The 15,156-nt window shown below is 37.5% G+C and carries 14 protein-coding genes; 11 read left to right on the top strand and 3 right to left on the bottom strand.

Annotation, left to right across the window (positions count from 1 at the left end; all coding sequences use genetic code 11):
* The first annotated feature begins 57 nt into the window (after nucleotides 1-57).
* From tyrS to CKV67_RS07985, 3 genes are all read left to right on the top strand, one after another.
* Nucleotides 58-1,317 carry a tyrosine--tRNA ligase gene (tyrS, locus tag CKV67_RS07995; protein ID WP_014092950.1) on the top strand — a complete coding sequence of 420 codons (1,260 nt, stop codon included), beginning with the start codon at nucleotides 58-60 and terminating at the stop codon, nucleotides 1,315-1,317.
* Nucleotides 1,318-1,713: 396 nt separating this feature from the next.
* Nucleotides 1,714-2,511, top strand: a complete 798-nt coding sequence (locus tag CKV67_RS07990; RefSeq protein WP_032363877.1) for a hypothetical protein — start codon at nucleotides 1,714-1,716, stop codon at nucleotides 2,509-2,511.
* Between the two features lie 26 nt (nucleotides 2,512-2,537).
* The gene (locus CKV67_RS07985) at nucleotides 2,538-2,738 is read left to right on the top strand and encodes a hypothetical protein (protein WP_025279960.1); all 201 of its coding nucleotides are present in this window, start codon (nucleotides 2,538-2,540) and stop codon (nucleotides 2,736-2,738) included.
* 367 nt (nucleotides 2,739-3,105) lie between these two features.
* Here the strand turns inward: CKV67_RS07985 and rpsD are convergent, their stop codons facing one another.
* Complete coding sequence (rpsD, locus tag CKV67_RS07980; RefSeq protein ID WP_003719890.1) at nucleotides 3,106-3,708, bottom strand: 30S ribosomal protein S4; 603 nt, start codon at nucleotides 3,706-3,708, stop codon at nucleotides 3,106-3,108.
* A 209-nt stretch (nucleotides 3,709-3,917) separates the two neighbouring features.
* Nucleotides 3,918-4,418 carry a GAF domain-containing protein gene (locus CKV67_RS07975; protein WP_014092949.1) on the bottom strand — a complete coding sequence of 167 codons (501 nt, stop codon included), beginning with the start codon at nucleotides 4,416-4,418 and terminating at the stop codon, nucleotides 3,918-3,920.
* Nucleotides 4,419-4,710: 292 nt separating this feature from the next.
* Here CKV67_RS07975 and ezrA point away from each other — a divergent pair, with 292 nt between their 5' ends.
* The 8 genes from ezrA (at nucleotide 4,711) to argF (ending at nucleotide 14,186) form a co-directional block, all read left to right on the top strand.
* A complete protein-coding gene (gene ezrA / locus CKV67_RS07965; RefSeq protein ID WP_014092948.1) occupies nucleotides 4,711-6,426 on the top strand; it encodes a septation ring formation regulator EzrA in 1,716 nt (571 codons plus the stop codon).
* A gap of 123 nt (nucleotides 6,427-6,549) precedes the next feature.
* Nucleotides 6,550-7,683, top strand: a complete 1,134-nt coding sequence (locus tag CKV67_RS07960; protein WP_014092947.1) for a cysteine desulfurase family protein — start codon at nucleotides 6,550-6,552, stop codon at nucleotides 7,681-7,683.
* Between the two features lies 1 nt (nucleotide 7,684).
* Complete coding sequence (gene thiI / locus CKV67_RS07955) at nucleotides 7,685-8,896, top strand: tRNA uracil 4-sulfurtransferase ThiI (protein WP_014092946.1); 1,212 nt, start codon at nucleotides 7,685-7,687, stop codon at nucleotides 8,894-8,896.
* A 176-nt stretch (nucleotides 8,897-9,072) separates the two neighbouring features.
* Nucleotides 9,073-10,104, top strand: a complete 1,032-nt coding sequence (gene argC / locus CKV67_RS07950) for an N-acetyl-gamma-glutamyl-phosphate reductase (protein ID WP_014092945.1) — start codon at nucleotides 9,073-9,075, stop codon at nucleotides 10,102-10,104.
* A gap of 15 nt (nucleotides 10,105-10,119) precedes the next feature.
* A complete protein-coding gene (gene argJ, locus CKV67_RS07945; protein WP_025279959.1) occupies nucleotides 10,120-11,316 on the top strand; it encodes a bifunctional glutamate N-acetyltransferase/amino-acid acetyltransferase ArgJ in 1,197 nt (398 codons plus the stop codon).
* A gap of 13 nt (nucleotides 11,317-11,329) precedes the next feature.
* Nucleotides 11,330-12,079, top strand: a complete 750-nt coding sequence (argB, locus tag CKV67_RS07940) for an acetylglutamate kinase (protein WP_014092943.1) — start codon at nucleotides 11,330-11,332, stop codon at nucleotides 12,077-12,079.
* The gene (locus tag CKV67_RS07935) at nucleotides 12,079-13,239 is read left to right on the top strand and encodes an acetylornithine transaminase (RefSeq protein ID WP_014092942.1); all 1,161 of its coding nucleotides are present in this window, start codon (nucleotides 12,079-12,081) and stop codon (nucleotides 13,237-13,239) included. Before argB ends, CKV67_RS07935 begins: the two co-directional genes overlap by 1 nt.
* Nucleotides 13,236-14,186 carry an ornithine carbamoyltransferase gene (gene argF / locus CKV67_RS07930; protein ID WP_014092941.1) on the top strand — a complete coding sequence of 317 codons (951 nt, stop codon included), beginning with the start codon at nucleotides 13,236-13,238 and terminating at the stop codon, nucleotides 14,184-14,186. Before CKV67_RS07935 ends, argF begins: the two co-directional genes overlap by 4 nt.
* A 35-nt stretch (nucleotides 14,187-14,221) precedes the next feature.
* On the opposite strand, the gene CKV67_RS07925 is transcribed toward argF, so the two are convergent.
* Nucleotides 14,222-15,025, bottom strand: coding sequence for an NAD kinase (locus tag CKV67_RS07925; RefSeq protein ID WP_014092940.1), 804 nt, complete (start codon nucleotides 15,023-15,025; stop codon nucleotides 14,222-14,224).
* Nucleotides 15,026-15,156: the final 131 nt, after the last annotated feature.

Below are 15,156 nucleotides of genomic sequence, written 5' to 3'. Positions count from 1 at the left end.
CAAAACTAGCGAAGGGACGTTTTTTATGTCTAAAAATAAAAAGGAGAAATGATGAAAATGAACATTATTGATGAATTAGAGTGGCGCGGAGCTATTTATCAACAAACAGATGAAGAAGGATTACGCAAATGGATAGAGGAAAAGCAAATTTCGCTTTATTGTGGAATTGATCCTTCAGGCGATTCGATGCATATTGGGCATTTAATCCCATTCATGATTTTACGTCGTTTTCAAAATGCTGGTCACCGTCCGATTATTTTAGTTGGTGGAGCGACCGGAACGATTGGTGATCCAAGTGGTAAAAAAGAAGAGCGTCAGTTGCAATCAATGGAACAAATTAGTAAAAATGTCGAAAGTTTGCGCGTTCAACTTGGGAAAATTTTTGATTTTGAAGGTGATTCCGCAGCGAGCATGGTAAATAACTACGACTGGACGAAAGATGTCAGCATTCTTGATTTCTTACGTGACTACGGAAAAGAATTTAATGTTAATACGATGCTCTCTAAAGATATTGTTGCGAGTCGCTTAGAAGTAGGGATTTCTTTCACGGAGTTTGCTTACCAAATTTTACAAGCGATGGACTTTAATCACTTATATGAATTTAATGATTGTCGGCTTCAAATCGGTGGTAGTGACCAGTGGGGAAATATTACTGCGGGGCTTGACTTAATTCGTAAAAAACAAGGCGAAAATGCCAAGGCTTTCGGACTTACTATTCCATTATTAACCAAAGCAGATGGCACGAAATTTGGTAAATCAGAAGGTGGCGCGATTTGGTTAAATCCTGAAAAAACAACTCCATATGAGTTTTACCAATTCTGGATTAATACGGATGACCGCGATGTCGTTAAATATTTGAAATACTTTACTTTCTTGACGGAAGCAGAAATTGCTGATTTAGCGAAACAAGTGGAAGAAGAACCACATTTACGAGCTGCGCAAAAAACATTAGCTGCTGAAATGACAAAATTTGTGCATAGCGAAGAAGCTCTTGCTCAGGCACTCAAAATATCTAAAGCGTTATTCAGCGGGGATGTTAAGGCCCTTACTGCAACAGAAATCGAACAAGGTTTTAAAGATGTACCTACTTTTGAAGCAGAGGAAGCGGAAATGAATTTAGTAGATTGGTTAGTCTCGCTTGGCATTGAACCTTCCAAACGTCAAGCTCGTGAAGATGTGGCAAATGGGGCAATTTATATTAATGGGGAACGCCAACAAGATTTAGAAAAAGTGATGGATGCAAGTGATCGCATCGAAAATAAATTTACCATTGTAAGACGTGGGAAGAAGAAGTATTTCTTAGTTTCGTATAAATAAAGGAAAAAAAGCAAGAATCTTGTCTACTCCATTTTTTGAAATGGCTCTATACAATGATTCTTGCTTTTCAATTTTCATTACTTATTTCTACTTATTCTCAGCATCTTTTTTGTATAAAAACTGTAAGCCCTTTATGAATAAATGTTTTTATACTTTATTCTTATCTTCCGTCAAATATGTAGGTATCCGATTTTTTGGAAGAAGTCTGGTTAGCTAATTAATTTAACAATTTTTCTTTGAATAACTTGTAATTTTTTGTAATTAATGTAATATATGTGATATATAAAAATAATATAAGAAAAAGGGAGATGGTATCATGAATAAGATTAGCTTGAATAAAATTACTATTGGAGCTATGGTATCCGCTATAGTATTATTAGGAGTAGAGTATCACCTATAGTAGTTGAAGCTGAGGTAATAGATGCTCCTGTAACGGTAGCTGACGGTGGTGGTGAGTTGAATCTTACTAAAAAAGAAATAAAGGAAGAATTAGCATATCAGAAACAGCTAGTTGAGGAGCTGAAAAATGCGGATGATAATGAGGAAAAGATTGTTAAGGAGTATTTAGCAGGTAATGATAATGCTATAGCTAATAAGATAGATAATTCTGAGGAGACACCAGAGTTTATTGATACATATATTATCAATGATGAAATACAATTGGTTTTTACTGATACAGAAGTTATGCTAGACACAACTGAAATGTCAAATGAGAATGAAGCGACTTTAGAAGAGGAAGAGTTATTAAGAGAAGAAGATTCAAATGAATCTATTATTTCAAGTATCAAGGAGTTTGGTGAAACAGTTATTTTTGGTCAGAAAGTACACGCTGCTACATCAAAAACAGTATCTGCTCGGCATACACGTACTGTGTATGCTAAGGTATCAGGTAATAAACTGTTCACAGCTGGTATAGGCGCCAAGTTCACTTATAATGGCACTAAGGTGACTGCACAAACCACAGAGAACTATGTTAAAGTAAATGGTATTTCTGGTGTTGTTTGGTCGGTGCATAATAAAAAAAATGGCGTACAAAAACCGAGTACCAAGAAAAGAGTAGTATATCAACAAGCTACAGCTAAATCGGGCATAACGTATAAAGGGAATGGGCTCGTAGTGGAGGAGAAATATATTCGCGTAAATCTGGAATGTAATCATTTGGGCAAGGTGAGTAAGTCATCTGTAGTTCGATAGGTGCATGAGAGAGGGAGGACGAATTAATGAAAAAAACTATTTTAATTGTAGCAATGTTGCTTTTTATAATGCTTAGCTTTATGGATATTATGCTAATTAATGATGTGAATGTATCAACTATTATTGGAGCTCTGGTTTTAGGTGCAGCGCAAACTATAATTGTGCTCGTGCCTATACTTATTATTATTTTGTTAGTGAAGTTGCTAAAGCGTCGTAGTACCAACTAAAGCATAGTTGGTACTACGGAAAAGAATGCCCAATTTGTAGTGCGCCTCTAAAGTTAGATTTGTTGATCTTACTTTAGAGGCGTATTTTTAATTGGCTAAATATGATGATGAACTCAAAAAAAGTAGTGAAAGCATATCAAAACGGGGAAGAACTAGACAACAGTGCATTTCCATTTAAAATGAAATTTGGTTGTATTCTATTTAGTACCATGAACGGATGATGGAATAAAAATGCCGAGTAAACTTCGATGGTCGATGTTTGTGCTAACTTTTGGGTCTCACTAAATTTTTAAGGTGAGTGCTTTTTTACATAAAAAAACCTTGCAATCACGACCAAAGTCATGAATTGCAAGGCGGTTAGTTCTAATTAACGGCTGTAGAATTCTACGATAAATGCTTCGTTGATTTCAGCAGCAAGTTCAGAACGTTCTGGAATACGGTTAAGTGAACCAGTTAGAGTTTCTGCATCGAAAGTTACGTAATCAGGCACGAAGCTTGAAACGTCAAGGCTTTCAGCAATTGCAGAGTTTTTAGCAGATTTTTCACGAACAGAAATCACTTGACCAACAGAAACTTGGTAAGAAGGGATATCTACGCGTTTGCCATCTACAGTGATGTGGCCATGGTTTACTAGTTGGCGAGCTGCACGACGAGTGCGAGCAAGACCAAGACGGTAAACGATGTTATCAAGGCGTTGTTCTAGTAAGATCATGAAGTTCTCACCATGTTTACCTTGTAATTTACCAGCTTTGTTGAACGTGTTTTTGAATTGACGTTCAGTTAATCCATACATATGACGCAATTTTTGCTTTTCAGCTTGTTGCAAACCATATTCCGAGATTTTTTTACGTTGAGTTGGGCCGTGTTGACCTGGAGCATACGGACGACGCTCTAATTCTTTACCTGTTCCAGAAAGTGAAATTCCTAAACGACGGGAAACTTTCCAGCTTGGACCTGTATAACGAGCCATAAGAGACTCCTCCTTTTATTTGTTTTGGTATAAAACAAACGTGACGTAAAACCAAATCAGGGCAGTTTACCTTCATATACCATCACCATAGCAGCCGCCGGTTACGCGATATACCACAGAATTATTCTGGGGGTAAACAACACACTCATTCATTTTACTCAAGCTGCATTTTACACATCTTCCAGTATAGTCTAATTAGTAGTCTATTGTCAATTGATTTCGTTAGGTAATTCGTGAATGATAACATCACGGATTTTTTCAAGCCATAACTGATCTATTTCGTCAAAGCGGGAAGTAGAAGGGCTATCGATATCCAATACACCGATAAGCTGTCCATTCTTTACTAGTGGTAACACTATTTCGGAATTAGAAGCAGCATCACAAGCAATATGACCAGGGAATTGATGGACATCTTCCACGATATATGTTTTTTGATCCAAAGCAGCGGACCCACAGACACCTTTGCCGAGGGGGATGCGGATGCAAGCTGGTAAACCTTGAAATGGACCAAGCACTAACTCGTTCTTTTCTTTTTCAAGTAAATAGAAGCCTACCCAGTTAATATTTGTTAATGCTTGATTTAATATAGAAGAAACATTACTTAAATTGGCGATTAGATTTGTTTCACCAGCAATCATTGCTTGCACTTGTTTTAAAGCGAGCGCGTAATTTTCTTCTTTTGAACCAGTCATTTTTGCGATTTCAATCATTTATAATCCCCACTTTTCTTTTCCAATAATGTCTTTAGTATAGCATGGATAGGAACGGATTTCGGGAATTTTATTTTAGATAAGAATGAAATAAGTAAGCTTTAAATTTTTTTTCGCTAAACACAAGTAATTCTAGGCAAATCGTGTTAAAATATAAGATGTGTATAATTAGCTGAAAATGAGGAATAAAAGATACTACATAGGGAAAGATGTACATAGTTGAAAAGATGTATGAGCAGCATAAGATTGGCTGTTTTTCTTTCACAAGTTGACGTTGATGGGAGGATTTTGGATGTACTACATGTTAATCGGCTTTATTATCGTAGTAATTGCAGTCATTGGTGCAGGCTACATATTAAAAAGAAAACATTACCAAAGAATAAACGAGTTAGAAGAAAAGAAAATTAAGCTTAGAGAGAGACCTGTGATTGATGAATTAACCAAAGTCAAAAAGTTAAAGCTAACTGGTCAAACAGAAGCACTTTTCGAATCATGGCGTTCGTCTTGGGATGAAATTGAAACAAGATTATTTCCTGATTTAGAAGAAGTACTACTCGAAGCTGAGATGAATACGGATCGTTATAAATTTCGCTCTGCTACATATGTTGAAAATGATATTGAACAAATGCTCGTTGTTATTGAAAAACAAATGGATCAAATTCTTGGAGGCTTAAAAGAACTACTTATTAGTGAAGAAAAGAATGCAAAAGAAAGCCGTATGACAAAAGAAAAATTTGCAGAGCTTCGCCGGGAAGTTTTAACAAGAGGCTTTAAATTAGGGGACACATTAGGTTATGTTGAATCAAGACTAGACACACTTGCGGATAGTCTGGATCAATACGACTTATTAACAGATCAAGGTGACCACTTAGAAGCGCGCGAAATCGTTTTAGTTGTCCAAAAGGAAATGAAAGTTATTGAAGGACAAATGGAACGGATTCCTTCATTATTACATGAAACAGATACTATTTTACCAGAAGAAATCAATAAACTACGTGCTGGTTATGAAGAAATGGTTCGTAAAGGCTATTATTTAGCGCAAATGGAGCTAGATAAAGAAATTTCTCGAATGAAAACACAAATCGACAAAATGAAACAAAACGTGGTAAATCTTGATTTGGATGCAGCAGAACAAGGGATAGAAGAGCTGCATACGGAAATTGACTTGTTCTATGATACACTGGAACATGAAGCGGAAGCACGCCATTTTGTTAAAGAAAATCATAGTCCGACATCGGAAAAATTACAACGCCAAAATGCTGTGTCTGATGCACTTGCTGAACAAATTACTGAGGTAAAACAAACGTATCATGTTGGGGAAGAAGATTTAGCCGTTTACTTGAAAACGAGCGCTAAATTAAGTGAAGCAAAAGAAAACTTTGAACAACTTACAGCATTAATAGCTAGCGGAGAAATTGCCTACTCAGCAGCGCAAGATACGCTCAAAGAGATTGATGCAGCACTAATCACTATTGGTGCAGAACAGGATAAATTTGCAGAAGAATTACGTTCGCTGCGTAAAGACGAATTAGAAGCTCGTGATGATGCGGAGCGTATGCGTCGAGCAATTATCACGCTAGACCGTAAGATGGAACGAGAACGTCTACCTGGACTTCCAGAGGAATATTTGTCATTACGTGCTCATATGGGTGAATCCATTGACGCACTTGAAAAACGCTTGGAAGAAAAGCCGTTAAATATGAAAGCAGTTAGTCAGGACTGGCGAATTGCAGAAGAAGATTTAACCCATTTGACGGAAAAAGCAGAAGAAATGATGGAAAATGTTCGTTTAGTCGAGCATGTTATCCAGTATGCCAACCGCTACCGCTTACGTAATCAAGAGCTAGCGAATGAATTAGTTCAAGCGGAAAATCACTTTTATAATGATTATCAGTACAAAAAAGCATTGGAAATTGCTGTAACGGCTCTAGAAAAAGTCGAAACAGGTGCATTTAAAAAAGTCGAAAAAGCATACGAATCCAAAGTTAATGTAGATGATATTGAATAAAATTAAAACAGGCATTTCTATTTTCTAATAGGAATCCTGTTTTTTTATGAAAATAGTAGTTGGAATGTGTTGGAATTATGATAAAATGAAAAGTGGAGTATTGGGGAGGAGAATCTAGTTTGTATGATTTATTTCGATAACAGCGCGACAACAAAGCCAAGTAATGCCGTGCTTGAAACCTATACAAAAGTTGCAAGTACTTATTTTGCGAATCCTTCTTCGTTACATCGGTTTGGAGCCAAATCCAAAGAATTACTGGATGCTTCGAGAAAACAAATAGCGACGATGCTAGAAGTTTTACCAGAAGAAATTATTTTTACATCCGGTGGAACAGAAGGAAACAATTTAGCCATTAAAGGACTTGCTTATAGTTATCAAAATCGTGGGAAACATATTATAACCTCAAGTATTGAGCATCCGTCTGTACGACTTGTGATGGAACAACTTGAAGAAGAAGGGTTTAGTGTAACCTATTTAAAAGTGGATAGAAATGGCGTCATCAATCTAACCGAACTAGAACAGGCGCTTTCAGAAGAAACGATTTTAGTATCGATTATGGGCGTGAATAATGAAGTCGGAAGTATTCAGCCACTCCAAGAAATTGGTCAGTTGCTTGCTAAACGAGCGGATACTTTTTTTCATGTAGATTTTGTCCAAGGTATTGGGAAAATTCCTTTGCAACTAAAAGAATATCATGTCGATTTACTTACTATTTCAGGTCATAAATTTCACGCTTTACGTGGGACTGGCGCATTGTTTAAACGGAAAAATGTACACTTGCATCCTGAAATCATCGGTGGTGGCCAGGAAATGGGCTACCGTAGTGGAACGGAAAATCTTGCTGGAACAGTAGCACTCGCAAAAGCACTACGACTAGCTCTAGAACAAAAACAAACAGATTTGCTAGCGATTCGTGATTTTCTATTAACGGAGATTGCCACGATGCCAGATATGTCAGTTCATACAAAAAAAGCGGTTGCTGCACCACATATCATTTGTTTTTCAGCTAAAGGGCACCGCGGCGAAATTCTCGTCCATGCACTTGAAAAAGAAGATATATACATCTCCACAACAAGTGCCTGCTCATCAAAGCAAAAATTAGCAAGTAGCACGTTAAAAGCAATGGGTGTGACTGACGAAGAAGCAACTGGGGCAGTCCGAGTAAGTTTAGGATATGAAAACCGTCTTTCTGAAGCACAAATATTTATTCAAAAACTGCAAGAAATTATCGAAAATCTAAATAAAGTGGTGAAATAAATTGGAATTTGATCGTATGTTAATTAGATACGGAGAGTTATCTACAAAAGGAAGAAACAGAAAACAATTTGTCACAAAACTAGCGCAAAACGTGAAACGAGCAATGAAAGATTTGCCCGAAGTAAGAATTCACGGTGAACGTGACCGGATGTATATTATTTTAAATGGCGCAGATTATCATCTTGCAGAAGAACGTTTAAAACCCATTTTTGGTATTCAATCTTTCAGTCCAGCGGTTCGAGTGGATTTGGATTTAGAAGAAGTGAAAAAAGCAGCACTTGCTTTAGTCCAAGATACGCATGAAGAAAATGGGACTTTTAAAGTGGCAGCAAGAAGAAGCCACCGTGAATTCCCGTTAGATTCAAATGAAATAAATCAAGAAATTGGTGCTCATGTACTTCAAAATATAACTGATTTAACCGTTAATGTGAAGGATCCTGATGTGAAGTTAACCATCGATGTTCGAAAAGAGGGAGTATTTCTATCGTGTCGAACAATTCTTGGCGCAGCTGGACTTCCGGTCGGTTCATCAGGTCGAGCGATGTTAATGTTATCAGGTGGAATTGATAGCCCAGTTGCTGGTTATTTGGCACAAAAACGTGGCGTGGAAATAGAAGCAGTTCACTTCCATAGTCCACCATACACAAGCGAACAAGCAAAGCAAAAAGCGATTGACTTAGCAGCAAAACTTGCTAAATATAGCGGACAAGTGCAGATGCATATTGTGCCATTTACTGAAATTCAAGAAGTCATCAAACAGCAAATACCGGAAAGCGTTATAATGACCGTTACTCGCCGGATGATGCTTCGGATTACCGATGAACTTCGCCGTAAGAGAAATGGTCTAGCAATTGTGAACGGTGAAAGCTTAGGACAAGTTGCCAGCCAAACACTAGAGAGTATGCTAGCAATTAATGCAGTAACAGCAACACCTATTATTCGTCCAGTAGTTTCAATGGATAAGAATGAAATCATTCAAATCGCGCAAAAAATAGACACGTATAATTTGTCAGTACAGCCATTTGAAGATTGCTGTACAATTTTCACACCACCATCACCAAAAACAAAACCTAAACTTGATAAAATCGAGCATTATGAAAGCTTCACTGATTTTGATACATTAATAAGTAAAGCAATCGATAATATCGAAACCATTTCTGTCAATATTGCAGAAACAGAACAAGTAAAAGATGAGTTTGCCGATTTATTTTAAAAAAAACCGTTTATCCTTTTTATTAAGGTGAACGGTTTTTTTGTATATTATATTCACTTTACATTCATCTTTATGCATAAAACAGTTTTAAATATTAATAAAAAAACCATTTGACATTATAAATATACAATATTATAATGAAAAGTATCATTTGATAATTAACGGGAGGGCTTAGGATGAAAGTTTCGATAATTGGGGCGACAGGATATGGTGGTTTGGAGTTAATTCGTTTACTTCATCAGCACCCGCTCATTGACATTGCGTCGTTACATAGCTTTTCTACACAAACAGAAACACTGGCTGACTTTTATCCACATTTAAAAAATTTAGAGTCTAGCCCCTTAAATCAGATAAATCCGGCAGAAATTATCGATAAAAGCGAAACGGTTTTTCTTGCAACGCCATCCGGTATTTCAAAAGATATCGCAGTTCCTTATGTCGATGCAGGTTTAAATGTCATTGACTTATCCGGAGATTTTCGTTTAAAAAACGGTCAAGTTTATGAAAAATGGTACGGAAAAAGTGCGGCACCAGAGAGTTATTTAACAAAAGCAGTATATGGTTTAGCTGAATTCCAAACAAATACATCTGCTACTTTTATTGCCAATCCAGGATGTTATGCAACGGCCACATTGCTTGGTTTAGCACCACTCGTGAGAAATCAGTTGATCGAACCAACATCGATTATTGTAGACGGCAAATCAGGCATTTCAGGAGCGGGAAAAGCACCTTCAGCAAACACTCACTTTACAGAAATAAATGAAAATATGACGCTTTACAAGATGAATGCTCATCAACATATTCCGGAAATTATGCAACAGTTAAATAGCTGGGATGAGAGTATTCCAGCCATTCAGTTTTCCACCTCATTAATTCCTATCACAAGAGGAATCTTCATAACTATCTACGTAAAGCCTAAAATGCCGATGACAAAAAAACAATTGCATACCCTCTACACAACGACTTACGAAAATTCGCCATTTGTCCGCATCCAGCCAGAAGATTGCTACCCAACTATTAAACAAGTAACTGCATCCAATTATTGCGATATTGGGCTTGCCTATAACGAAAAAACCAATACAATTACTATCGTTTCTGTTATTGATAATTTAGTAAAGGGAGCAGCTGGCCAAGCAATTCAAAACTTAAATATTATCGCTAATTTTGCTGAAAATGATGGATTAAACTTTATCCCTGTTTATCCATGAAAGGGGAAGAATATGATGGAACAAATAAAAGGTAACATTGCCTCACCAAAAGGCTTTTATGCGGACGGAAAACACGCTGGATTAAAGAGAAAAAGAAATGATATTGGTTGGATATACTCAGAAGTACCAGCAGAATCAGCAGCTGTCTATACAATGAACCAAATGCAAGCAGCACCAATTTTTGTGACAAAAGATTCGTTTGCTAGTGATGCTAAATTACAAGCCATTATTGTGAACAGTGGGAACGCGAATGCTTGTACTGGTAACCAAGGAATGCTTGATGCGCTAACGATGCGTGCTAAAACAGCAGAAAATTTGCAGATTCCTGTTGAATCCGTGGCAGTGGCTTCTACTGGGATTATTGGAGATATGTTACCGATGGATAAAATCATTGCTGGCATCGATATGTTAGAAAAACAATCTGGAAATGCAGCTGATTTTGAAGAAGCCATTTTGACAACAGACACGTTTCAAAAGCAAATTACCTTTCAAATTGAGTTAAGTGGAAAAACAGTGACGATGTCTGGTGTCGCAAAAGGTTCGGGAATGATTCATCCTAATATGGCAACGATGCTTGCTTTTATAACGACGGATGCAGCCATCCCAGCTGAATTGTTGCAAAAATTATTAAAAATAAAAGTAGACAAAACATTCAATCAAATAACAGTTGATGGGGATACTTCAACAAATGACATGGTTGTCGTGATGGCAAATGGTTGTGCAGAAAACCCAATAATTCAAGAAGGAACAGCTGACTGGGAAAAATTGGCAGCAATGTTTCAAGCGGTGACAGAACATTTAGCCAAAAGTATTGCTCGTGACGGAGAAGGGGCTACAAAGCTTATCGAAGTGCAGGTAAATGGAGCGACAAAAACAGAGGATGCTCGAATGATTGCCAAAAAAATTGTTTCCTCTAGCCTAGTTAAAACAGCCGCTTTTGGAGGTGATGGCAACTGGGGAAGAATTATTTGTGCGATAGGCTATTCCGGAGGTCGATTTGCCCCAGATAATATTACCATCAAAATCGGTGGTATCGAAATTTTAAATCATAGTAGCCAAACGATTTTTAATCAACAAGCGTTGGATGAGTATTTAGAAGAAGAACATATTGTTATCGAAGTTGACTTGCATATCGGTCTTGAGTCAGGAACAGCCTGGGGATGCGATTTAAGTTATGAATATGTCAAAATCAATGCCTGTTACCGGACGTAAGGAGTGAACGCCGATGGAAAATACGATTGTAATCAAATTAGGTGGGGTAGCAAGTGACAATTTGACAGAAGTATTCTTTGAACAAATCACTAAATGGCAATTGGACGGAAAGAAAATAGTTATCGTTCATGGTGGTGGTCATTACGTGACAAAAATGATGCAAGCAATGGAAATTCCTGTAGAAACAAAAAACGGGTTGCGAATAACAACTCAAGCAGCTTTGGAAGTTACTAAGATGGTGTTAATTGGTCAAGTTCAGCCAATGATTACAACCGCTTTTCAAAAACGGGGAATCATGGTGATTGGTTTAAATGCTGGTGATACTGGTTTACTTGAAGCTATGCAAGTAAGTGATAGTGAACTCGGTTTTGTCGGTGAAATTACCAAAGTAAAAACTACTTTAATAGAACATCTACTTGGAAAAAATATTGTCACAGTTATTGCGCCACTTGGGATGAATAAAGAATACCACTGGTTAAATGTGAATGCAGATACGGTGGCTTGTGAAGTAGCAAGTGCGCTAAAGGCAGAGGCTCTTTATCTCTTAACGGATGTCCCTGGTGTGCGAAATGGCTCTGACATACTGGTTGAGATAGCTAGTTCAGATATGGAGCAATTGCAAACATCCGGTGTAATAAAAGGTGGGATGATTCCAAAGCTAGCAAGTGCCGCTTTTGCCGTGGAAAATGGGGTTCATCAAGTAATTATTACAGATTCACTTTCAACAATGGGGACTAAAATAACAAGTAGGGTGGCGATATGATGAAACATGTTTTTCCGACATATACTAGATTCCCGATTGATTTAGTCCAAGGGAAAGGAACAGTCGTTACAGCTAAAACGGGACAAAAATATCTTGATTTTACAAGCGGGATTGCCGTTTGTAATTTAGGACATTGTCCGGAAAATGTTACTACTGCTATCCAAAAACAATTAGCCAATATTTGGCATACATCGAATTTATATGAATCTGCTTTGCAAGATAATGTTGCTGAACTGATTGTTGGCACGGAAGATAGATTAGTATTTTTTTGTAATAGCGGAACAGAAGCAAATGAAGCAGCGTTAAAGTTGGCAAGAAAATATACAAGAAAAGAGAAAATCATCACGTTTGAAAAATCATTTCATGGCCGTACTTTTGGTTCCATGTCAGCAACTGCACAAGCAAAAATTCATCAAGGATTTGGTAGCCTTGTATCAGGTTTTACGTATGTTCCGTTTAATGATATTGCGGCATTTCAAAAAGCGATTGATGAAAATACTGCTGCTGTGATGCTGGAAATTATTCAAGGAGAAGGTGGCGTTTTTCCTGCCGATGCAGCATGGTTGCTTGAAGTTCAGCGATTGTGTAAAAAAGTAGGTGCATTATTAATTATTGATGAAGTACAAACAGGACTTGGCCGGACGGGAGCTCTTTATAGTTATCAGCATATTGGCTTGGATCCAGATATTTTCACTTTAGCAAAAGGACTAGGAAATGGCTTGCCAATTGGAGCGATGGTTGGGAAGTCAGGACTTAGTAGCGCTTTTGGACCAGGAAGTCATGGTTCTACTTTTGGCGGGAATAAAATTGCGCTTGCAGCAGCAAAAGAAGTTTTAATAACTGTAAGGCAGCCAGGCTTTTTAGAAGAAGTACAAACAAAATCGGAGTATTTCAGAGATTTATTAGAAGTAAAGTGTGCTAATTTGGCAAGTGTAACGAGTGTTCGCGGGGAAGGATTTCTTATTGGCGTAGAAGTAGTCAGTCGTGCAGATTTAATTGTAAATGATCTGATGAAACAGGGATTGCTCATACTTACAGCTGGCCCTAATGTCCTTCGAATTTTGCCACCTTTAACAGTGAGTTATGAGGAAATGAGTCAAGCTGCGGATTTACTTGAAACGGTTTTAGAAAATCAATTAATTGGGAGTGAAGAGGGATGAAAGTGGACACGAAAACGAATACTTTGGGGAAAGACATGCTGAGTTTGCTGGAATGGAATAAAGCTGAATTAATAGCTATGATGGAGCTTGCAGTTTCGATGAAAACGAATCCGGCTCATTACAGTCATATTTTAAGTGGAAAAATTTTAGGGATGATTTTTGATAAGCCTTCGACAAGAACAAGAGTCTCTTTTGAAGCGGGGATATTGCAGCTTGGGGGACAGGCAATTGTTATGAGCTCAAAAGAATTACAAATTGGTCGCGGGGAGCCGATCAAAGACACAGCCCACGTGATGTCGGAATACATTGATGCCATTATGATTCGAACTTTTAGCCATCAGAAGGTAGAAGAACTTGCACTACATGCGGAGATTCCGATTATCAACGGATTAACGGATTTACATCATCCTTGCCAAGCGCTCGCGGATTTAATGACGATTTATGAATGGAAAGATCAATTTAATGGAGTGAAGTTAGCTTATATTGGAGATGGAAATAACGTTTGTCATTCTTTACTTTTAGCTGGTGCGATGGTCGGCTTAGATATGAGTCTGGCAATGCCAAAAGGATATGAGGTAGATGAAGAGATTCTGCTAACAGCACAAAAATTAGCTGCAGAAACAGGGGGGGGAATCTCTATTACCGAAGACCCAAAACTTGCTGTGATGGATGCCGATTTTATTTATACTGATGTTTGGACGAGTATGGGGCAAGAAGAGGAGAATGCGAAAAGGTTAGCGGACTTTGGTGAAAAATATCAAGTGAATGCAGACTTAGCAAAATATGCGAAATCAGATTATCACTTTTTACATTGCTTACCGGCGCACAGGGAGGAGGAAGTGACGGCGGAAATCATCGACGGCGAACATTCGGTTATTTATCAGCAGGCAGGAAATCGACTACATGCACAAAAAGCATTACTCGTAGCTATTTTAGAAGCAAAATAAAAACAGTCTGGCCGAGCTTGGTCAGACTGTTGTTTTTATAAGAAATTACGTTTTACTTTGTCCCAGAATGAATTTTTAGGCAATTTGATAATATTGATAAAGCGATCGCCAACTTCTAAATTCACTTCATGAACATGTTGAATACTTAATGCTTCACTGTCCATTCCGATCATTGGGAATTCATTGTTTCCTTCTTCTGAAGAGATTTCGATTCGTAATTTACGTTTTGGACTAAGAATGAAAGAAGAGCCTAGTGTCCGGAATTTGTTGTTATTAATGGAAGCGAGTTCACTTACTTGCATCGAAGGGAGCAGCGGATCGACAATCGAACCATTCACTGATTTGTTATATGCTGTACTTCCGGTTGGTGTAGAAATAACCATGCCATCACCGCGGAAAGTTTCAAAGTGAGAGTCATTAATATAAAGATCCATTGTTAGTGTACGGATGATAGACGAACGGATGTTAAATTCATTTAATACATAAAATGCTTTGGTGTTATTAACTGTTCCATAAATCGTTGGATAACGACGAACTAACCAGCGATCTTCTATGGCTGCTTTAATAATTTCATCTAATTGATTAATATGGAAATCGCAGTATTGGCCTAATTGCTCTGTTAATGCAATCCCAGCATATAAACAATCTTGGCGGAAATCAGTTTCTCTGACGGATTTAAGGAAAGCACCATCGCCACCGATACTAATAATAACGTTTGCTTTTTGATAGTCATCCGTTAATTCATAACCGTTGTCAGTTGTAATTTTCTTTAATTCTTTTGCTTTTGCATGTAGTTCTTCTGTTTTTCGATAGGAAAAATAAAAAATAGTTTTTGCCATGTTAGTTGTCCCTCCAGAATACATTTTTAAATCAACAAACTTATTATAACATGACTTAGAGGCAATTTCTTTCTTCATCCAGAAAAAAGTGAAATGGGACACAATTAGAAGAGATATTTGTACAAAATAAA

It is taken from the genome of Listeria ivanovii subsp. ivanovii (assembly GCF_900187025.1).
Taxonomy (GTDB): domain Bacteria; phylum Bacillota; class Bacilli; order Lactobacillales; family Listeriaceae; genus Listeria; species Listeria ivanovii.
Note: the sequence above shows the minus strand (reverse complement) of the source record. Positions and strands in the feature narration are given on the sequence as shown.